The organism is Cytobacillus spongiae (assembly GCF_021390075.1).
In genome coordinates this window covers 1,564,464-1,586,321 of sequence record NZ_CP089997.1, presented here as the reverse complement: position 1 = coordinate 1,586,321, position 21,858 = coordinate 1,564,464, and the positions used below count along the sequence as shown (strand labels likewise).

General features: G+C 38.4%; 22 protein-coding genes. 1 reads left to right on the top strand and 21 read right to left on the bottom strand.

The window, feature by feature from the left end; genetic code table 11:
- Positions 1-175: 175 nt before the first annotated feature.
- From recG to LS684_RS08030, 5 genes are all read right to left on the bottom strand, one after another.
- Complete coding sequence (gene recG / locus LS684_RS08050; protein ID WP_233811095.1) at positions 176-2,224, bottom strand: ATP-dependent DNA helicase RecG; 2,049 nt, start codon at positions 2,222-2,224, stop codon at positions 176-178.
- Positions 2,221-3,105: an L-serine ammonia-lyase, iron-sulfur-dependent, subunit alpha gene (sdaAA, locus tag LS684_RS08045; RefSeq protein ID WP_233811094.1), complete on the bottom strand. Its 885-nt coding sequence runs from the start codon at positions 3,103-3,105 to the stop codon at positions 2,221-2,223. The genes recG and sdaAA overlap by 4 nt, the downstream gene beginning before the upstream one ends.
- A gap of 63 nt (positions 3,106-3,168) precedes the next feature.
- Positions 3,169-3,831: an L-serine ammonia-lyase, iron-sulfur-dependent subunit beta gene (sdaAB, locus tag LS684_RS08040; protein WP_233811093.1), complete on the bottom strand. Its 663-nt coding sequence runs from the start codon at positions 3,829-3,831 to the stop codon at positions 3,169-3,171.
- 170 nt (positions 3,832-4,001) lie between these two features.
- A complete protein-coding gene (locus LS684_RS08035; protein WP_233811092.1) occupies positions 4,002-5,684 on the bottom strand; it encodes a DAK2 domain-containing protein in 1,683 nt (560 codons plus the stop codon).
- 15 nt (positions 5,685-5,699) lie between these two features.
- A complete protein-coding gene (locus LS684_RS08030; RefSeq protein WP_233811091.1) occupies positions 5,700-6,062 on the bottom strand; it encodes an Asp23/Gls24 family envelope stress response protein in 363 nt (120 codons plus the stop codon).
- Between the two features lie 318 nt (positions 6,063-6,380).
- On the opposite strand from LS684_RS08030, the gene rpmB reads away from it, so the two are divergent.
- Positions 6,381-6,569: a 50S ribosomal protein L28 gene (gene rpmB / locus LS684_RS08025; protein WP_019381740.1), complete on the top strand. Its 189-nt coding sequence runs from the start codon at positions 6,381-6,383 to the stop codon at positions 6,567-6,569.
- Positions 6,570-6,758: 189 nt separating this feature from the next.
- Here rpmB and spoVM read toward each other — a convergent pair whose 3' ends face one another.
- The 16 genes from spoVM to LS684_RS07945 all read right to left on the bottom strand — a co-directional run bounded on the left by spoVM (position 6,759) and on the right by LS684_RS07945 (position 21,823).
- Complete coding sequence (gene spoVM / locus LS684_RS08020) at positions 6,759-6,839, bottom strand: stage V sporulation protein SpoVM (RefSeq protein WP_058002606.1); 81 nt, start codon at positions 6,837-6,839, stop codon at positions 6,759-6,761.
- Positions 6,840-6,936: 97 nt separating this feature from the next.
- Positions 6,937-7,593, bottom strand: coding sequence for a thiamine diphosphokinase (locus tag LS684_RS08015; protein ID WP_233811090.1), 657 nt, complete (start codon positions 7,591-7,593; stop codon positions 6,937-6,939).
- Between the two features lie 69 nt (positions 7,594-7,662).
- On the bottom strand, positions 7,663-8,307 hold the full coding sequence (gene rpe / locus LS684_RS08010; RefSeq protein ID WP_233811089.1) for a ribulose-phosphate 3-epimerase: 645 nt from the start codon (positions 8,305-8,307) through the stop codon (positions 7,663-7,665).
- A gap of 1 nt (position 8,308) precedes the next feature.
- Positions 8,309-9,190, bottom strand: coding sequence for a ribosome small subunit-dependent GTPase A (rsgA, locus tag LS684_RS08005; RefSeq protein ID WP_233811088.1), 882 nt, complete (start codon positions 9,188-9,190; stop codon positions 8,309-8,311).
- Between the two features lie 20 nt (positions 9,191-9,210).
- On the bottom strand, positions 9,211-11,184 hold the full coding sequence (gene pknB, locus LS684_RS08000; protein ID WP_233811087.1) for a Stk1 family PASTA domain-containing Ser/Thr kinase: 1,974 nt from the start codon (positions 11,182-11,184) through the stop codon (positions 9,211-9,213).
- Positions 11,185-11,191: 7 nt separating this feature from the next.
- Entirely contained in the window at positions 11,192-11,941 is a 750-nt protein-coding gene (locus LS684_RS07995; protein ID WP_233811086.1) for a Stp1/IreP family PP2C-type Ser/Thr phosphatase, read from the bottom strand.
- A gap of 7 nt (positions 11,942-11,948) precedes the next feature.
- Positions 11,949-13,028: a dual-specificity RNA methyltransferase RlmN gene (gene rlmN, locus LS684_RS07990; RefSeq protein WP_233811085.1), complete on the bottom strand. Its 1,080-nt coding sequence runs from the start codon at positions 13,026-13,028 to the stop codon at positions 11,949-11,951.
- 4 nt (positions 13,029-13,032) lie between these two features.
- Positions 13,033-14,385 carry a 16S rRNA (cytosine(967)-C(5))-methyltransferase RsmB gene (gene rsmB / locus LS684_RS07985; RefSeq protein ID WP_233811084.1) on the bottom strand — a complete coding sequence of 451 codons (1,353 nt, stop codon included), beginning with the start codon at positions 14,383-14,385 and terminating at the stop codon, positions 13,033-13,035.
- Between the two features lies 1 nt (position 14,386).
- Positions 14,387-15,334 (bottom strand): methionyl-tRNA formyltransferase, encoded by a 948-nt coding sequence (fmt, locus tag LS684_RS07980; RefSeq protein WP_233811083.1) that lies wholly within the window; start codon positions 15,332-15,334, stop codon positions 14,387-14,389.
- A 13-nt stretch (positions 15,335-15,347) separates the two neighbouring features.
- Entirely contained in the window at positions 15,348-15,815 is a 468-nt protein-coding gene (gene def, locus LS684_RS07975) for a peptide deformylase (RefSeq protein ID WP_233811082.1), read from the bottom strand.
- A 94-nt stretch (positions 15,816-15,909) separates the two neighbouring features.
- The gene (priA, locus tag LS684_RS07970; RefSeq protein WP_233811081.1) at positions 15,910-18,312 is read right to left on the bottom strand and encodes a primosomal protein N'; all 2,403 of its coding nucleotides are present in this window, start codon (positions 18,310-18,312) and stop codon (positions 15,910-15,912) included.
- On the bottom strand, positions 18,309-19,520 hold the full coding sequence (gene coaBC, locus LS684_RS07965) for a bifunctional phosphopantothenoylcysteine decarboxylase/phosphopantothenate--cysteine ligase CoaBC (RefSeq protein WP_233811080.1): 1,212 nt from the start codon (positions 19,518-19,520) through the stop codon (positions 18,309-18,311). Before coaBC ends, priA begins: the two co-directional genes overlap by 4 nt.
- Before the next feature lie 250 nt (positions 19,521-19,770).
- Positions 19,771-19,995 (bottom strand): DNA-directed RNA polymerase subunit omega, encoded by a 225-nt coding sequence (rpoZ, locus tag LS684_RS07960; protein WP_233811079.1) that lies wholly within the window; start codon positions 19,993-19,995, stop codon positions 19,771-19,773.
- A gap of 3 nt (positions 19,996-19,998) precedes the next feature.
- The gene (gene gmk / locus LS684_RS07955) at positions 19,999-20,613 is read right to left on the bottom strand and encodes a guanylate kinase (RefSeq protein ID WP_233811078.1); all 615 of its coding nucleotides are present in this window, start codon (positions 20,611-20,613) and stop codon (positions 19,999-20,001) included.
- 9 nt (positions 20,614-20,622) lie between these two features.
- Entirely contained in the window at positions 20,623-20,886 is a 264-nt protein-coding gene (remA, locus tag LS684_RS07950; protein WP_233811077.1) for an extracellular matrix/biofilm regulator RemA, read from the bottom strand.
- A 61-nt stretch (positions 20,887-20,947) separates the two neighbouring features.
- Positions 20,948-21,823 carry a YicC/YloC family endoribonuclease gene (locus tag LS684_RS07945; RefSeq protein WP_233811571.1) on the bottom strand — a complete coding sequence of 292 codons (876 nt, stop codon included), beginning with the start codon at positions 21,821-21,823 and terminating at the stop codon, positions 20,948-20,950.
- Positions 21,824-21,858: the final 35 nt, after the last annotated feature.

Here is a 21,858-nt window from a genome sequence, read left to right as displayed (position 1 = left end):
ACTAATAGTAGTATATAATCTAAAAAAGCAGATTGCAAGAAAGAACTTGCAATCTGCTGATAGATTTGGGGCGAGCCCTTCTATTTATTCGGTAGCCGACTCTTTTTTGTCACTTCTTATTTCAAAACGAATAGCAAAGGCAACCTTGTCGTACGAATACTACTAAGGGGTTCTTCTAATCTAACTTTTCACCTTCCAATACTCCAGTAAGTTGAAGGTGAATGCGAAGCTGCTCGTATTCAGGAGAATCCCAAAAAACAGAAGAATGTATGAGCTGCGCGGCATCTTCTCTTGCCGTTTCTAAGGCTCTATAGTCATGAACCATGTCAGCTAATTTAAACTCTGGAAGTCCACTCTGTTTTTTTCCAAAGAAATCCCCAGGACCTCTTAGCTCTAAATCTTTTTCACTAAGCTCAAACCCATCATTCGTTTCTGTCATAATTTTCATTCTTTCTTTTCCGACTTCTGACTTAGGATCAGCTAATAGAATACAATAGGATTGATGTTCTCCTCGACCAACACGTCCCCTTAATTGGTGAAGCTGGGAAAGTCCGAATCGTTCTGCATCATAAATAACCATCATAGTAGCATTTGGAACGTTTACCCCGACTTCTACTACTGTTGTTGAAACCAATAGCTGTACTTCATTTAAGCTAAATTCTTTCATCACCTGGTCTTTTTCCTCAGATGGCAGCCTTCCATGCATAAGACCAACTGCATACCTCCCATGGAAATAATGGGTTAGCATACTATGGACATCTATTGCGTTTTGAACATCCAGTTTTTCTGACTCCTCAATAAGCGGACAGATTACATATGCTTGGCGGCCTTTAGTTAGCTCCTTCTCAATAAAACCGAGTATTCGGTCAAGCATATCATGCTTTGCCCAATAAGTTTCAATTGACTTCCTTCCAGCAGGCATTTCATCAATTATTGATACATCCATTTCTCCAAAAACAGTAATCGCGAGTGTTCTCGGAATAGGAGTAGCTGTCATAAATAATACATCAGGACTTTCTCCCTTTTCTCGTAAAACTCTGCGTTGTTCTACTCCAAAACGATGCTGTTCATCCGTAATGACCAAACCTAGGTTACGAAAGTGAACTTCATCTTGAATAAGGGCATGTGTACCGATCAATACATCGATTTCACCGTCTGCAAGCAACTGCAAAATTTCCTTCCTTCGCTTTCCTTTCACAGAACTCGTTAATAGCGTGCACCTTATCCCATGAACCTGTAGCATACTATGTAGTGATTCTGCATGCTGTTCGGCTAAAATTTCAGTGGGAACCATTAATGCCCCTTGATACCCAGCTGATACGCTTGCAAATAATGCAATGGCTGCTACAACGGTTTTCCCAGAACCTACATCCCCTTGCAATAATCGATTCATTCGATATGGTGACTTTAAATCCACCATAATTTCATTTACAACTCTTTTTTGCGCTTGTGTTAATGGAAAAGGAAGGTCTTTAATAAAAGCCTTCACTTGATCAATCTTGTAATTTTGGCTAATCCCAGAGGAATGCTCTCGCTCAAACTTTCTCAAAGCCTGCATTTTTAACTGAAACAGCAAAAACTCTTCATAGACAAATCTTCTTCTTGCTTGTTTCACATCTGTTTCATTTTCAGGAAAATGAAGAGCTCTTAAGGCAGTCTGTTTGTTCAGTAATTTATATTTTTGAATGAAATGCTCTGGAATAGACTCTTCAATTTCTTGAAAAAATTGAGAGAATGCGAGTTTAATAAACCTCCGAATACCTTTTACCGTTACTTCTCCCTTAACGGAGTATACAGGTTCAAAGTCTTGATTATGCGCTTTAGAACCTATATGCACTTCAGTCGCTGTAAGTGTTTGTCGATGCTTGTCCCATTTCCCTGTTACTGTGATCGTTTCATTCATCGCGATATTTTTTTTCAAGTATGGTTGATTAAAGAAGACACATGATATTAAGTATCTGCCGATTAACAATCGAATCGTAAGTCTAGAACGCTTCCGTCCATAATAGACAAGAGAAGGCTCACTATGAACCTTCCCTTCTACAGTTACTTTTTCTTCATGCTGTACATCTGCTAAATCACGCAACCGATAGTCTTCATAACGATAAGGGAAATACTCGAGCAAATCTTTAACCGTAAATATCTTCATTTCCTTTAAAGCTTCAGCTGTTTCTTGACCTATCCCTTTGATTACTGTTACAGGCTCTAGTAATTTTTGGTTCACTTTTTATCCAGCGGAATTCCAAAGATCTTAGCTTCTAGCTCACGACCTGTTGGTGTCGCCGCTAAACCTCCCTGTGCGGTTTCTTTTAAGGCTGTTGGCATCGATTGGCCGATTTTAAACATCGCATCGATAACCTCATCACAAGGAATTCGACTTGTGATTCCTGCCAATGCCATATCAGCCGCGACCATCGCATTAGCAGCTCCCATGGCATTCCGTTTCACACATGGAACCTCCACTAAACCTGCGACAGGATCACATACTAATCCTAACATATTTTTCAATGTAATCGCCATTGCCTGAGCAGATTGTTCAGGAGTACCGCCAGCCATTTCCACAATTGCTGCAGCAGCCATACCTGAAGCAGATCCAACCTCAGCCTGACACCCTCCAGCAGCACCTGAAATAGAGGCATTATTTGCCACAACGAACCCAAAGGCACCTGCAGCGAACAAGAAAGCAACCATTTCTTCACGAGTTGGGTTTAATTTATTCTTAACAGCAAATAGAGTCCCAGGAACAACCCCAGCAGAGCCCGCAGTTGGAGTTGCACATATTGTTCCCATCGCTGCATTCACTTCATTCGTTGCGACCGCTTTACTAACAGCATCTAAGATCGTTTCTCCTGATAAGAAATTCCCTTTTTCAATATATTTCTGAAGAAGGACAGCGTCTCCACCTGTTAAACCCGAGTGGGAAGTTACTCCTTTTAAGCCTCTCTCCACCGCTTCTTCCATAACTGTTAAGTTTCGATCCATTTGCCCAATTACTTCTTCTCTCGTTTGATTTCTTACTTCCATTTCTTGCTCAATCATAATATCTGATATTTTCTTGTTTTGGCTTATTGCAAGCTCAACTAGTTCTGCTACATTTCGGAACATATAGGTCATCCCCCTTGTTGCTTTTTATCTTGCATTTTGAAAACGCTCTCATTCCCTTACATATCAATCAACAATTTTCGTTACTTTTACAATGTGGGGAAGTGCTTCTAATTCCTTTAAAAGATTATCTTCAACGTTTTGATCGACCTCGATTGTCATCAAAGCCATTTGCCCTTTTTCTTTCCGTGAAACCTCCATATGGCCGATGTTAATTTCGTACTTAGCTAAGCAAGTAGATACAGATGCAATAGCACCGAATTTATCATCATGTACAACCAAAATAGCTGGATGATGACCGGAGAGTTTTAGTTCAAAGCCATTAAGCTCTGTAATTTCAATTTTCCCTCCACCGATGGAAATCCCTACAAGTTCTAGTTCGCCTTGATCATCACCAATTTGAATTCTAGCTGTATTCGGATGTTCTGATAATGCGTCCTCTTCGATGAATTCAATCTCCATCCCATTCTTTTTAGCAATGTCTATTGAATGAATGATCCTTTCATCAAACGTATCAAAATCTAATAATCCCCCAATAATCGCGACATCCGTACCATGCCCTTTATACGTTTTAGCAAAAGATCCATAAAGGGATACTTTAGCCCATTTAGGCTCTCTTGCAAATAGGCTGCGTGCAACTCTTCCAATTCTGGCTGCACCTGCTGTATGAGAACTAGACGGCCCAATCATTACTGGTCCAATAATATCAAATACACTTTTATACTTCATCACAAGTTCCCCCTTTGCCCTATATATATGTTCGATTCATAGTTATTTATTGATTTCACTATTATCAATGTAACAAGCAAGCTCCCATATTGTAAAGCAGTGTTTTACGCAAGGAAAAAATATCTTAAAATAGGAAATAGAAGGAGAATCCCCCTTCTATTTCCTGTACATTATTCAATTGAGAAGATAAAGGAATACAATGGTTGTTTCCCATCATGAACTTCTATTTCTATATCCTCGTAATTAGATTCAATATATTCTACTATCTCTTGAACATCCTTATCAGATGCATCTTCACCTTTAATCACCGTCAGAATTTCTGAATCCTCATCTAACATGGTATCTAATAATTCCTTCCCAGTTGATACCATCTCTTTTGATTTCACCACAATTTTCCCATCTGCAATACCCATGAAATCATCTTTTTCGATTTCGAGTCCATCAATTGTAGTATCTCTAACAGCAAAGGTAATCTGCCCTGTTTTCACATGCTGCAATGCATCTTTCATTAGTTGTTCATTAGTAGAAAGATCTGCACTTGGATTAAAGGCAAGTAACGCTGCCATTCCTTGAGGAACTGTTTTCGAAGGAATGACTATAACCTCTTCATCCGCAAGCTCAGCTGCTTGTTCAGCTGCCATAATAATATTTTTATTATTCGGTAGAAGAATAACTTTCTTAGCATTCACTTCTTTAATAGCTTTTACAATATCCTCAGTACTTGGATTCATTGTTTGACCACCTTCAATGACTCCATTCGCTCCGATGCTACGGAACAATTCCGCAATTCCACTTCCCATTGTCACGGACACAATTCCATACTCTACTTGTTCCTTCTTTTTAGGAGGCTCTTCTGAGTAAAGAGGCGTTTTCGTTTCACCGACAATGTTTGTGTGCTGCTCACGCATATTTTCGATTTTCATATTAATCAAGCTGCCATACTTTTGCCCGTAACTTAACACGACGCCAGGTTGCTCAGAGTGGATATGTACTTTTACAATTTGCTCATCAGCAATTACAAGTAAGGAATCGCCATGGTTGCTTAAGTCTTGTCTAAAGCTTTCTTCATTAAATGGATGCTCAGCTAGCTTCGCTTCTTCAAATTTGACCATAAATTCAGTGCAATATCCAAATTCAATATCTTCTGTATTGATATGACTTTGGACATTTTTGTGATGCTCCGCACTTACTAATTCTTCTAGGCTAGGTCCTGAAGTAGATGCTTGTGGAAGCTCTTCATCCTTTAACTCTGCCAGGAAGCCTTCATAGACAAACACAAGTCCTTGTCCGCCACTATCGACAACTCCCACTTCTTTTAATACAGGTAAAAGATCTGGTGTTCTGTTTAATGACGCTTTCGCTTCACTTAACACTTCTTCCATAATTACAATGATGTCGTCGTGTTTCTTGGATACTAAAACGGCATTTTTAGCAGCATCCTTCGCTACCGTTAATATCGTTCCTTCAACCGGCTTCATTACAGCTTTATATGCAGTTTCAACACCTGCTTCTAACGCATTGGCAAATTCAATTCCATTAATTTGATCTTTATGCTCAATTGCTTTAGAGAACCCTCGGAAAAGTTGTGATAGAATTACACCCGAGTTTCCACGAGCCCCCATTAATAAACCTTTAGAAAGAGCCGAACCCACTTTTCCAATATGTTCTTGGACATTTGATTTTACTTCTTTTGCCCCTGATGTCATCGAGAGATTCATATTTGTTCCAGTATCACCATCTGGAACAGGAAAAACGTTTAGTGCATCAACTAATTTTGCATTATTTGATAACTGGTTTGCACCTTTTATCACCATCTCCGCAAAACGTTTTCCATCTAAAACTTTAATTGACACAAATCTTCCTCCTCACTACGGGTTCGTTACACGAACTCCTTGAACGTAAATATTTACCGAATCAACAGCAAGCCCCACTGTTTGGTCAAGAGTATATTTCACTTTTGATTGAACATTATGAGCTACTTCGGAAATTTTCGTTCCGTAACTTACAATGATGTACATATCAATGTGTACTTCCTCTTCTTCTTGGCGAACAATAACACCACGAGTGAAATTTTCTTTACGTAAAATATCAGTCAAACCATCTTTAATCTGGTTTTTAGAGGCCATGCCAACAATACCATAGCAATCAATGGCTGCTCCGCCTGCAATTGTTGCAATCACATCATTGGAAATATCAATTTGTCCGTAATTAGTTTTTAATTCGATGGACATGTTTTGTTCCCCCTTTGGAATTACTCCTTAGTACAAACATTTTACTATATGAACAATTAATTTAAAAGTCATACTCCTGCATTCTTATTATAGTTTAACTATTAGAGGTCATGTCAAGGAAATATTCTTGAAACCTTTTCCCCCTTTCCTATTGCATTCGTGTAGGTTGTATGATAAATTATTAAAGTATCTTTTAGTGATAGAAAAATTCAGATAAACTGGTTTTTCTCATTCATTCAGATGGATCATCTGACGAAAATGAAAATTAAAAGCGTGAAATAATAGCTTCAGCTTTGTACCGTAAGGAGGGAAATACACATGCCACGTAAATGTGTAGTAACTGGTAAAAAGACTACTTCAGGTAATGCACGCTCCCACGCAATGAACGCTAACAAGCGTACATGGGGTGCTAACCTTCAAAAAGTGCGTATTCTTGTAGATGGTAAACCTAAACGTGTTTGGGTTTCTGCTAGAGCACTTAAATCTGGTAAAGTAGAACGCGTATAATCATACGAAAGGACATCCATTTGGGTGTCCTTTTAACTTTCCTCCCCTTATTTTCCCCGTTTTATTATCATTCAGTCACCTTCATCCATTTTGTCTTATAACAAAAAACACCCATCTAAAATGACTGGGTGCTAAAGCAATTGTATAGGTTGTCTGTAAGGGAAACAAAAATAACCTCTTGATTGTCTACTACTCTTTCTTAAAGGTCCCTAACATTGCGCGGACAATACCACCTAAGAACTTCGGTAATTTAATTGTATAAAATTTCATAATGTCCCTCCTCACCATCTTACGCAATCATCATTTTGCAATCGTCCTTACCATCTTATTCACTTTCTCTTGATAAGTACTCCTTGAATTTCAATTTTTAATCTCGGCTTCTTATCACCATTAATATGCCTTGGTTAAAAGAAAAAGTACCATGATTGATAATAAGTTCATTACTAATACATAGTGTAGATCCGATTGAAATATGACAATTGTTTAGTGGATATTTAAACCCCTTAAGTGTAAGGCCAGTAATTTCAGGGGATACAGGAAGAAAGGATATATATTTTTTTTCTGCATCTCTTTCAATTGAATGAATTCCTGGTTTTTTAAAAAAAATGATATTGTTCCGATCGATAATTTCCACCATACAGTCTTCAATTACTTGTAATGGCTTTAATAAAAGAGAGACGTTGGCCATGAAATGGTCAAGCCTTCCCCCAGTTCCTCCAAAAATATGAATTTTTCGTGGCCTCTGAGATATCGCCCAGTTAAGGGCAAGCTCCATATCTGTTTCATCCTTTTCTGGATGAAACCGCTTTAATTCATTCACTTCACAGACGATTTCTTGAAACTCCTCTTCTGTCACTGAGTCAAAATCACCAAAAGCGACTTTCGGCTTGATACCAAATTGAAGCAGGTGATAGACACCTCGATCAATTCCTGCCCAAACGATTTCTTCCTTTCCATATGAATCATACTCTTTCAGATTGGGAATATAATCCACTGGTCCACCAGCTAATAGATTGATAATCATTTATTCTCACCTTAAATTGATTTTTTAACAAATAGAGAAAAAGTCAGCTTAGATAAGCTGACTTACTCACTATCCTTTCAAAGCAGAGATTGCTTTTCCTCGGTCTTTTTGATTATAGACAGCTGAACCAGCAACTAGAACGTTAGCTCCTGCTTCAATACATTGTTTTGCCGTTTCTTCATTTACGCCTCCATCAACTTCAATTTCGACTTGAAGACCTTTGGAATCGACAAGCTCCTTTACCTGTCGAATCTTCGGTAATACAGAAGAAATAAACTTCTGTCCACCAAAACCTGGGTTGACTGTCATTAAGAGAACCATGTCAATATCCTCAATTATGTGCTGGATGGATTCAACTGGTGTAGCAGGGTTTAAAACAACTCCTGCTTTCACTCCAAATGACTTAATATGATGAATCGTACGATGAAGATGATTACAAGCTTCCACATGTACTGTAATATAATCTGCTCCAGCTTTTGCAAAGGCTTCAATGTATTGATCTGGATTTTCAATCATTAAATGAACATCTAAAGGAAGTTTGGTAACTGGACGAATTGCTTCTACAATAAGCGGTCCAATTGTTATATTGGGAACAAAATGACCATCCATTACGTCAACATGGATATAATCAGCTCCCCCTAATTCAACATCTTTAATCTCTTCCCCCAGTTTTGAAAAATCAGCTGATAAGATAGATGGTGCAATCTTTACCATATTAATACCTCGGCTTTCTATCTCTAATTTCTTCAATAAAATCCTTGTAGTGATCATATCGATATGAAGGGATTTCACCATTTTCGACTGCAAGCTTTACGGCGCATTTCGGTTCGGCTAAGTGCAAACATCCCCTAAATTTACATTCCTCACTTTTTAACTGAATATCAGGAAAACAATAATTCAGATCCTCAACTTCTAAGTCGATAAACTCGAGGGAGCTAAAACCAGGTGTATCCGCAACTAATCCATTCGCAATCGATATTAATTCCACATGCCTCGTCGTATGCTTTCCTCTGCCAAGGTGTGATGAAATATCATTTGTTTTAAGCTCTAGCATGGGATTAAGTGCATTTAACAAAGATGACTTTCCTACACCTGATTGGCCCGCAAACACAGAAATTTGACCCTCTAAATACGGAAATAGCTCTTTCACGCCTTCAGCAGTTTCAGACGAGGTCATCAGAACTTCATATCCAGCTTCCCGATATTGATTAGCATAGTTTTGAATTTCAACTTCAAGGCCCTCTTCCACTAAATCCATTTTGGTGATACATATTAAGGGTTTTATTTGATTAAACTCCACCAATACAAGAAAGCGATCAAGAAGCGTCGTACTAAATACTGGTTCTACTGCAGAAAACACAAGGATTGCTTGATCCACATTCGCAATCGGTGGTCTTACTAATTCATTTTTCCGTTCCTTCACTTCTAGGATATATCCTTCTTGGGCGTTTTCCGCCTGGAAAACAACTTCATCCCCTACTAACGGGGTAATTTTATTCTTACGAAAAACCCCTCGGCCTCGACACTGAATGATTTTATCTCCATCTAATACATAATAAAATCCACTCAATGCCTTAATAATTTTCCCTTCTGGCATAGGTTCACTCCTTGATCTTCTTATTCAGGGTAAGGAACTACCTCTTCTAAATAAACACTCTTGTCTATAATGACCTTGTATCCAGCTTCTTCCCCGTACGGAATCGTTAGTTCAAGCCTTCTTTTAGTATCCTCCGTAATGGTGAATGTTTCAAATGGAACGGTCATGCTTCGATTCATATCTTGAACGTAAATTTGCACTTCTTGAGGTTTGTCTTCCTCAGCTGGATTATAAGGAATCGAAATTTCTTCAATGACTGTTTTAGGTGGAATATCTTTCTTCCCTTTTGATAAGACAATTGTCACCTTTGAACCTTTTTTAAGCTCTGTACCAGCTTTTGGTGATTGAGAAATAACTAGCCCTTCGGAAATTGAGTCATGATATTCTTCCTTGGACATATCGATATTAAGCCCTACAGACTCTGCATATTCCTGAACACCTTTTGAGTTGTATTCTGTAAGATCCTTCAGCTTAATTAATTCAGGACCCTTACTAACCGTAAATTCAACTATTGTTTCTTCAGGAATAATTTCTTCATCATTTGGTGATTGTTCGAGAATTGTCCCTGCCTCACTATCCTCATGAACTTCTTTCTTCGTAATATCTTTAAAATTTTCTTTATCTAATATTCGATATATCTCATCGTATTGTCTTCCGGTATAATCCTCTAACTGATATTTTTCCTTTCCTTCACTTTGAAAAATATCAATTTCCGCTCCTTCTTTGACAAATCGTCCGGCTTTTGGATCTGTTTTGACAATAAGACCTTCTTCAATTTCTTCATCAGCAACCTTTTCTGTATCACCAATAACAAAGCCTGCAGAGATTAACTCTGACATAGCTTCATCTAAATCCAATCCACTTACATCCGGAACTTCTACATCTTTCGGAGATAACAAGTCAGGTAATATAAAGAAGGCAAACATCGCTAGAATAATCAAAAAAGCTAGGATAGATACTAGAATAGCAGGCCATTTTTTCCGCTTTTTCTTTTGCTTCCCTTTGTTAGGTACACTTGAATGGCTGTCGTTTACAGGCTTTGTTGGCTTTGTATCTGCCCCATGTATACGAGTATCATCCAGACTTTGATATGAACGGTCATTTGTAATGATTGGAATGGCCTTCGTTGCATCCTCATCAAGGGGTATAGAAAATTTATCCTCGTCTAAGCGATTAGGTTCTAAAGCTGATAGGATATCTAGCTTCATTTCATCAACTGTATCATAGCGATGGAACGGATCCTTCGCTGTCGCTTTAAGCACGATATTCTCTACACTTTGCGGGATGTTTGGACTCCAACGTCTAATAGATGGCGTTTCGGACTGCAGATGTTTTAACGCGATCGAAACCGCAGACTCTCCTGAAAAAGGAAGCCTTCCCGAAAGAAGCTCAAACATAACAATTCCTAATGAATAAATATCAGACTTTTTATTAGCCATCCCTCCGCGGGCTTGTTCTGGTGAAAGATAATGAACAGACCCTAAAACAGAGTTGGTCTGAGTAATACTTGTTGCACTGAGTGCCATCGCAATCCCAAAGTCAGTTATTTTCACATTTCCTTCGTCATCTATTAATATATTTTGCGGTTTGATATCTCGATGGATAATATGATTTTGATGGGCATGTGAAATCGCTGATGTTAATTGCTCCATAATATCAAGTGCTTTTTCAACTGAAAGTGGAGATTTTTGTTGTATGTATTGTTTTAATGTGTGGCCATCTACATATTCCATGACAATATAATAGATGGATTCCTCTTCTCCCACATCATAAATATTCACGATATTTGGGTGAGCCAAGCTTGTAGCTGACTGAGCCTCACGATGAAACCGTTTAATAAATTCTTCATCATTAGCAAAATCAAGACGCAACACCTTCACGGCTACATCTCTGTCGAGTATCATGTCATGTGCTAAATAGACATTCGCCATGCCACCGCCGCCGACCATGTCAATAATTTTATAACGACCGCTTAATCTTTTTCCCTTTAACATTTATTCTTCACCCTCTTTCACTACCATCGTCAAACTCAACAATGACAAGGGTGATATTATCTTCTCCACCATTTTCATTCGCCATTTGGATAAAGATTGTTGCTTTCTCTTCAATTGGAACAGCCTTAGATAAAATAGAAAACATCTCATCTTCGCCTACTTTATTTGATAAACCGTCAGAGCATAAAAGTAAGACATCCCCATCTTCAAACATGATCGTTCTAATATCCGCTTCCACATTCTGTTCTGTACCTAATGCACGAAGAAGTACATTTTTCCTAGGATGATGTTCAGCATCTTCCTTAGAGATTTGTCCCGTACGAACTAATTCATTTACGAGAGAGTGATCCTCTGTTAATTGTTTGAAACCGTCATCATTTAACAGGTAACAACGACTATCCCCAATATTCGCAACAGTGGCAAATAAGCCTGTACTAATCACCGCCACAATCGTAGTTCCCATTCCTTCACACTCAGCATGTTCCTTGGAATGCTTGAAAATTTCTTGATTCACCTCAGAAATAGAGGTTCTAAGCCAACTTTCTGCTTGTTCGGCTGTTAGCAAATCATTTGTTTGTTCCCATTTTTCTTTTAACAAAGAAATAGCCATTTCACTAGCTACATCACCAGCACGGTGCCCCCCCATGCCATCTGCTACGATGGCAAGGCGGTGCCCAACTAGATTGTTAAAAATCCCACCATTATCCTCATTATGCTGGCGAATTTTCCCTTGATCTGTCATAAAAACAGCCTTCATATAAAGATCACCTCGTCTCCTCTTTTCGCTCCTTTGCACGAAGTTGTCCACATGCTGCATCAATATCATGACCGTGCTCTCTGCGTATCGTAACATTTACACCGTGTTGCTTTAATGTTTTCTCGAAAGCAAATATTTGTTCTCTAGGTGTACGAACGTAATCTCTTTCTGGTACATAGTTTACCGGAATTAAGTTCACATGACATTTAACTCCTTTAATTAACGACGCTAATTCCTCAGCATGTTCCACCTGGTCATTCACTCCACCGAATAAGCCGTATTCAAAGCTTACACGTCTACCTGTTTTCTCAATATAGTAACGGATCGCCTTCATTAATTCAGGCAATTTATATGCTCTATTAATAGGCATTAGTCGGCTTCGGATTTCCGTATTCGGTGCATGTAAAGAGATAGCAAAATTTATTTGCATGTTTTCATCTGCAAATTGATAGATCTTTGGGATAATTCCACTAGTTGAAACCGTAATGTGGCGTGCTCCGATATTTAAGCCTTTGTCATGATTAATAATCCGTAAGAATGACATCATATCATCATAGTTATCAAAAGGCTCTCCGATACCCATGATTACAACAGAGCTTACACGTTCATTTGATTCATCAAGTGCTTGTTGTACTTTTACGACTTGTGCAACGATTTCTCCTGCTTCCAAATTACGTTTTAAGCCCCCAAGAGTCGAAGCGCAGAATGTACAGCCAATTCGACAACCAACTTGAGTAGTCACACACACTGAATTTCCGTATTCGTGTCTCATTAATACTGTTTCAATTGAATAACCATCATGAAGCTCGAATAAAAACTTAATCGTTCCATCAGAAGATGTTTGTTGAATGATTGTTTTTAACGTAGTGATGGCAAAATGATCTGCTAAGAGATCACGTAAGCCTTTAGACAGATTCGTCATATCCTCAAAACTTGTGACTCTCTTCGTATATAACCAGTCAAAGATCTGCTCTCCACGAAATGGTTTTTCATTATTATCTTTTAACCAATCCTTTAGTTCTTCTAGACGTAAAGAATAAATGGATGGTTTCTTTTCTGTTTGTTTCTCAGCTGCTACTTCTACCATTTGTTTACACCTTCTTCCTTAGACAGGCAATATAAAACCCATCCGACCCAAAATCTTGGGGTAAAATTTGTAGATCAAAGCCTTCTATTAGAGGTTGGATAGCGATAGGCATACGACTTCTTACACTCATATCTCCTTCAAACTCTGTATGCTTTTCTAAAAACGCCTCAACGACTTTTTCATTCTCTTCTTTATCAATTGTGCATGTGCTATAAACTAGCATACCACCTTTTTTCAATAATGGTGCAACTGATGTTAATAGATCTTCCTGTATTTTCTTTAAATTATACAAATCTGATTCCATTTTTGTATATTTCATGTCAGGTTTTCTTCTCATCACACCCAGACCAGAGCATGGGGCATCTAATAATATACGATCAAAGGATTCTTCTTCGAATTCCTCATGGACGTTACGGCTATCCATTGCTTTCGTTTCTATATTACTTAACCCAAGCCTTTTTGCATTATCCGCAATAAGCCTCACTTTATGTGCATGAAGATCTAAAGAGAAAACACGTCCACTGTTATTTAATTTTTCCGCGATATGAGTGGACTTCCCTCCAGGGGCTGCACATGCATCTAAGACTTGATCATTCAGTGCAACTCCTAGTGCATGAGCAACTAGCATGGAGCTTTCATCTTGTATCGTCAACATCCCATTCTTAAAAAGAGACGAGTTAGCAAGGTTCCCTTTTAAGCACTTAATAGCTTCTGGCACGATTGTGCTCGCTTCTACTTGATAGCCTTCTTCCTCTAAGCGAACAATACATTCACTTGGACTAATTTTTGTACGATTGACTCTTGCCGTTTGCACCGGAGCAGTTAGATTAATCTCACACATTTCTTCTGTTTTTTCCAGTCCAAACTGCTCAGCCCACCGTTTGACAAGCCAAATCGGATGACTGGTTTTAATAGAGATGCGTTCTACTGGATCCTCTATTTCTGCAACAGACGGCAGCCCTTCCCGCTGAATGCTTCTTAATACCCCATTTACCATACCAGAGATCCCTTTGTGGCTACGCCTTTTTGCAATCTCTACCGCTTCGAAAATGGCTGCACGATCTGGGATCTTATCTAAATAAACCATTTGATAAACCGTTAGACGAAGAAGCTGAATGACCCAACCTTCCACTTTCTTCTTATTTTTAAGAAATGGTGCCAAATAAAAATCTAGAGTCATTTTTCTTTGCAACGTCCCGTATGTCAGCTCAGTCAATAAGCCAATATCTTTTTCATGTATTTCGTTTTTTTGTATCGCGTTATTTAAAAGTAAATTGCTATAAGACTGATTTTTTTCAACAAGCTCAAGTAGGTCTAACACTGCTTCTCGAACATTTTTCTTCTTCGTTGTTTTCATGTTATTCTCCTAATCTCTCGCCAACTGATAATTTAGCACCAGCACCTCTCAGATACTGTTCACCTGTCATTTTTTTCTTACCTGATGGTTGTAGCTCCATAATCTTAATGGCCGTCTGGTTTCCTGTAGAAACAATAAACCCATCGTCATCTAAGCGAAGCACAGTACCTGGCAATGAACTACTATCCTCTGTTTTAACCTTTTCACCCCACCAAATTTTCATAACTGTCCCTTGGTATGTTGTATAGGCTACAGGCCATGGATTTAACCCACGAATATGATTATAGATCGTTTCTCCAGCTTTTGACCAATCGATCTTTTCCTGCTCCCGCTTGATATTCCAAGCAAATGTAGCTTCTTCCTCATTTTGTTGTACAGGCTCTAGATCTCCTTTTATTAGCTTCGGCAAAGTTGTTGATAAGAGGGTACTTCCAGCAGTACTTAATTTATCATGAAGAGTACCAACTGTATCTCTTTCATCAATTGGCACCTCTACTTTTGTTAAAATATCTCCAGCATCGAGCTTTTCAACCATGTACATGATAGTGATTCCCGTCTTCTCTTTTCCTTGAAGAATAGAGTAATGGATAGGTGCTCCCCCTCTAAGCTCTGGTAATAGCGAAGCATGCACATTGATACATCCATATTTAGGTGCTTCAAGCAACTCTTTCGGCAGAATTTGACCGAAAGCAGCCGTAACAATTAAGTCAGGGTTCAATGAAAGTACCTGTGATAATTCTTCAGGATTTCGAATTTTCTCTGGCTGAAACACAGGTATTTCATGTTTCAACGCTTCTACTTTAACCGGTGGTGGTGTTAACACCCTTTTTCGGCCAACCGGACGATCAGGCTGAGTCACTACCCCAATAACTTCGTATCCGTCCTCTATGATTGTCCGAAGGACAGGCACCGAGAAATCAGGTGTACCCATAAATACTATTTTCGTCATTTATTTTCCTCCCCTATAGCTCATCCTCTTCTAAATAGCGAGTTACTTTTGAGGTGAACAATACTCCATGCAAATGATCCATTTCGTGTTGGATCGCTCTAGCTAAGAAGCCCTCTGCTTCAATCGTGTAGATTTGACCTTTCCGATTCTGCGCTTTCACTTTCACATAATTTGGGCGGGTTACTTCACCATACACTCCTGGAAAGCTTAAACAGCCTTCAGGGTCAGTCTGTTCGCCACTTGCATCTAATATAACTGGATTAATCAGTTCAACTGTTCCTGCTTCATCATCAATATCTACAATGGCAATTTGTTTGTTCAATCCGATTTGTGGTGCAGCTAAACCTACACCATCAAATTCAATCATTGTATCATACATATCGTTTAGAAGCTTACTTAATTTCTTATCAAATATTTCTACACGGTCACATTCTATTTCTAGAATCTCAGCCGGGTAATGTACAATTTTTCGTATAGCCAATGGTGTTCCTCCAACTTCTATTTATTCATATATTGTCAACAAAAAAAGGGAACTTCATAACCGTTCCTTACGAACTTTCTATTTTAACTGATTGCTACATTAAAATAAATGGATTCACATCAACAGATATTTGCAGACCGTTTGAAGCGGTCTCTTGTTGATAATGATCAAGCACTGTTTTTAATACTTTCCCAAGTTCCGGTTCCCGTTTGTATTTTATCAAACATTGATATCGATATCTATTTTTGATTCGAGGGATGGGCGAGGAGACTGGGCCTAGTACAATAGATTCATTAGATAATCTAGATTTTACATAGTTTGTAATCTTTTCAGTTGTCGATACTACCTTTAATAAGTCCTCGTGGTTAATCGTTATTAAACAAACATAATAATAAGGAGGGTATTTATGCGTTTTCCGAATAAGCATTTCCTTTTGGAAAAATTCATTATAATCCTGTTCCCTCGCTAGATCGACACTATAGTGTTCTGGAGTATAGGTTTGTATAACTACCTCACCTTCTTTCTCGTGCCGACCAGCACGACCACTCACTTGTGTTAATAATTGGAACGTTTTCTCTGACGAACGAAAATCGGGCAAATGAAGCATTGTGTCAGCAGACAACACACCAACAAGTGTAATATTGGGAAAATCTAATCCTTTAGCAATCATTTGTGTTCCGAGGAGGATATCTGCCTTCCCCTCTTGAAAATCATTTAATAGACGTTCATGCGACCCTTTCTTGCTTGTTGTGTCAACATCCATTCGAATGACCTTTGCATGAGGAATGACCTTTCCTAGCTCCTCTTCAACTTTTTGTGTTCCCGTTCCGAAATAACGGATATGCTCACTCCTACAATCAGGACATTGCTTTGGAACAAGCGTTTCATATCCGCAATAATGACATTTCATTTGCTGATTAAACCGATGATAGGTTAACGAAATATCACAATTAGGACAATTCATAACATACCCACAGTCTCGACACATGACGAAGGAGGAGTGGCCTCTTTTATTTAAAAAAAGAACAATCTGTTCTTTTTTCTCCAATCGATCATTTATTTTTTCAAGAAGGAGTTTCGAGAACATTGAGCGATTCCCATCTCGAAGCTCTTCTCTCATATCAACGATATCCACCTTCGGCAATGCTTGGTTGTTCATTCGTATCGATAATGGAAGTAACGAATACACTCCCTTTTGAGCTCTAGCAAAAGTTTCTAAAGAAGGGGTTGCACTTCCTAAAACGACTGGACAATGATGAGTTTTTCCTCGCTTAATAGCAACGTCCCTTGCATGATATCGGGGGTTTTCTTCCTGTTTATAACTGGTTTCATGTTCTTCATCTATAATAATGATTCCTAAGTTCTCAAAAGGTGCAAATATGGCTGACCTTGCTCCGACTACAACCTTTACTTCTTTTCTTTGTATTTTGCGCCACTCATCATACTTTTCTCCTGCAGATAGTCCACTATGAAGAACGGCTACTTCGTTTCCAAATCGGCCCTTAAACCGTTTGACCATTTGAGGAGTTAAGGAGATTTCAGGAACAAGCACGATCGCTTCCTTGCCTTTTTCAATAACCCTTTGGATTGACTGAAGATACACCTCTGTCTTTCCGCTACCCGTTACTCCATAGAGTAGAAAGGTTTCGTGCTTTACCTCTTCAATCGATGTGAGAATAGGAGCGATTGCTTTTTTCTGTTGATCCGTTAATGATAATGCCTCTGTCTTTTCAAACTCGCGATTTTCATAAGGATCTCTATACACTTCTACATTCTTTTCGACGAGTACTCCTTTTTCTACAAGTCCTTTAACAGTTGCTGAAGAGACATGTAGCTTTTCTATTAACTGCCTCAATTCGATTGATTGAGTAGCTTGAATAAAGAAGTCTATTACTTGTTTTTGCTTAGAAGCTTGAGGAGGTAGAAGATTACTAACCTTAACTAATTCTTCCTTTGTCAACATGGGAGCGACATGTTTCAGTTTCTTTTTATTTACTTTCGCCTTTACACGATAGATAACCTCTACATGACCTTTTGCTGCTTCTTTCTGTAAAACATTTAAATATCCTCGCTTTACCGCTTCATCCCATTGTAACGTGTCTTTCCCAGAAAAAAGGGCATCTAACTCCTCGGGAAGCTGCTTAGTTCCTCGTACTATCAGTTTTTCATATTTAGCTTTAAGCGCAGCTGGAAGCATCACTTGATATGCAGAGATTTTATAACAAAGGGTTTCATCACTTAACCAGTCGCCCAGTGAGAGCAGTTCATCATTTAGGACGGGATTCAAATCCATTGGCTCTATGATTTCCTTTAACTGTTTAAAGCTTGACTCCGCCTGAATATCCGTTACAAATCCTTGAATTTTTCGCGGTCCGAATGGTACGACAACCCGCATCCCCTTTGTAATAACACTTTCTAATTCCTTTGGAATCAAATAATCAAAGGGTTTATCAATTTGCTTTGCTGGTATGTCTACGATAACCCGAGCAACGTTCATATCGTTTCTTCCTTCAACAGTTGCCAAGCTTCTTCTAGAATTTTTTTCGACAAATCGTTTTTCGTCATCTTTGGCAGCTCAATTGTATCCCCTGTTTTTTTATAGATTGTGACAATATTTGTATCTCCACCAAAGCCAGCACCTTCAAGCTTTACATTGTTCGCAACAATCATATCAGCGTTTTTCTTCGTTAACTTTGCTTGTGCATATTCAGCCACTTGATTCGTTTCTGCTGCAAACCCGATTAATAATTGATGAGTTTTCTGCTTTCCTAGCTCTAGTAGAATATCTTTTGTTCGTTCTAATTCAATTGTTTGTTCTCCGGGCTGCTTCTTTACTTTATATTCATATGAAACTTTTGGGCGATAATCAGAGACAGCTGCCGTTTTGATGACAATATCAGCTTGTCCAAAGACATTCATAACCGCTTCATACATTTCCTCTGCGCTTTCCACTCCGATGAATTCAACCTCTCTTGGGGATTGAATGTGGACAGGACCTGAGATTAAAATTACTTTTGCCCCTAATTTTGCTGCTTCTTCAGCTAGGGCATATCCCATTTTCCCTGATGATAAATTTGTGATAAACCTGACAGGATCAATTTTTTCACGAGTCGGCCCTGCTGTAATCACAATTGTTTTTCCTGTGAAATTCATTGCTTTATCGGTTGAAAAATAGTGATGTAACAACTCGACAATTCTATCAGGCTCCTCTAATCGACCTTTACCAACATATCCACATGCTAAATATCCTTCGCTTGGCTCAATAAATTGATAGCCGTATTCATATAATGTGGCAATATTTTTTGTCACTGCAGGGTGGTCATACATATGTACATTCATTGCAGGAGCAATCCAAACAGGTGCTGTTGCTGCTAATAACGTGGTTGTGATCATATTATCCGCAATTCCATGCGCTAGCTTGCCAATCACATTAGCAGTTGCAGGGGCCACTAAGATTAAATCCGCCCAGTCTGCTAGATCGATATGCGCAATCACTTTCGAATCTTTTTCATCAAATGTATCTGTATAGACATCATTACGTGATAATGCTTGGAATGTTAATGGGGTTACAAATTTTGCTGCCGACTCACTTAGTATGACTTTTACATCAACCCCTGCTTGTGTTAACTTGCTCGTTAACGCTGCAGCTTTATATACAGCAATCCCGCCAGTAACACATAATAGTATTTTCTTTCCATTCAGCATAAACGGAACCTCCATCCGAACTAACTTTCTATCTTACCCCTATTATGCAAGAAATGTTATGATTTTTCATCTATTTAAACACATACCATAATCGAGCTCGCTATAGCTTCGCTAAAGATTGATGATCATTTTACCTTTAGTTAATTTTAAAAAATGACAAAAGGGACCGTGAAAATGCTCTCGATCCCTTTTGTCGACAATTTGAACATCCTAAGATGATAGGCTGTTAGTTATTAGATGAACTTTTTTATTATTTATAATATCCATGTTCTTCATCATTATTAATACGGTAGTGTAGAACATCTGCATTAATCTCTTCTAATGATTTTCCTACAAATTTGTGAGAAACATACTTGTTTAATTGAAGGCTTACCTCTTTTTGTTGAAGCTTTCTAGCACGCTTAGCTGCAACAGATACTAATGAATATTTTGAATCGATTTTCGTCATTAATGAATCAATAGATGGATATAACATATTTTATTCAACCTCCAGCATTTTTCGATATTTAGGTTCTAATCTCTCTCTGCGGCAATGTTCCGCAACAACAATTGATTTAATACGCTCACACGCACTCTCAATCTGATCATTTTCTACAACATAGTCATACAAATTCATCATTTCAATTTCTTCTTTTGCTACTGTCATCCGATTGTTAATGACATCTTCAGACTCCGTTCCTCTTGTAGTTATTCTCTTTTTCAGTTCAGTTAAGCTCGGAGGCATTAAGAAAATAAATAACCCATCTGGAAACTTTTCTCGGACCTGCTTAGCTCCCTGAACTTCAATTTCTAGGAATACATCTTTACCTTTATCTAGTGTTTCTCTTACATAATCAACTGGTGTACCATAATAATTCCCAACAAACTCTGCATATTCAAGAAGTTTTCCTTGCTCAATGAGCGACTCAAATTCCGCACGAGATTTAAAGAAATAATCTACGCCATCCACTTCTCCTTCACGTGGATTTCTTGTAGTCATAGAAATTGAATATTCAAAAGCGGTATTAGGCTCAGAGAAAATTTCTTTTCTAACTGTTCCTTTACCTACACCTGATGGCCCAGAAAGAACAATTAGTAAACCCTTATCTTGCATGTATGAATCCTACCCTTCATCTATTATTTCATCACGGTCATTTAATCGAGCTGCAACCGTTTCAGGCTGAACAGCAGAAAGAATCACGTGGTCACTATCCATTACAATCACTGCACGAGTACGTCTACCGTATGTAGCGTCGATTAAAGAGCCTCGATCACGAGCGTCTTGAATCGTTCTCTTTATTGGTGCTGATTCAGGACTGACTATAGAGATAATTCGGTTAGCGGAAACGATATTTCCGAAACCAATATTGATAAGCTTAATTGACATATGGTCCCCCAATCATCAGTTATTTATTTTGACCGATATCATGCCAGTCTAAACAACTGATCTATTCAATATTTTGTACTTGTTCTTTTAATTTCTCAAGTAAGCTCTTTAACTCCACTACTTCCCTTGCAATTGATGCATCGTTTGCTTTTGAACCAATCGTATTAACCTCTCGATTCATCTCTTGTAGCAAGAAATCTAGTTTGCGCCCAATTGGCACATCTAGAGTCAATGTTTGTTTAAATTGCATACAATGACTATTCAATCTAGTTAGCTCTTCATTTATATCTGCTTTATCAGTAAAAATAGCAACCTCTGCAAGAATCCTGTCCTCATTCACTTGACCATCTAAATATTCCTTCATTCTTGTAGTTAACCGTTCTTCATACTGTTTAACTACTAGCGGGGCCAACTCTACAAGCTGTTTCGTTCGCTGTTCAACATTAGAAAGATGATTTTGCATATCCTTAGCTAGCTCTGCACCCTCTGTTTGTCGCATTTCAATCAGTTGAATTCCAGCCGTTTCCAATGCAGCAAGCACTAATGACTCAAGCTCCTCATCTTCAGCATTTTCTTCTTCAATAACAAGCAATTCATCCTTAGTAATGAAGTCGTGAATGGTTAAAGTTGAATCTAAGGAGTATCGACTTTGAATTTTGTTTATGTATTGATAATATTGATCCAACAGTCCCCAGTCAACAGTTACTTTTCGTTTGATTAATCCTTCCCCTTCAATCGTGACAAAAACCTCTACTCTTCCGCGTTGAATATAAGAATGAAGCTTTTTTTTCATCTTTTCTTCCATTTTCATTAATTGCCTTGGCACACGGATATGATATTCAGCAAAACGATGATTTACCGTTTTCACCTCGACAAACACTGTATGATGGACTGATTCTGCTTTTCCACGACCAAACCCTGTCATACTTACAACCATTCCGATCACATCCATTTCATCCTTCTATGTATTAG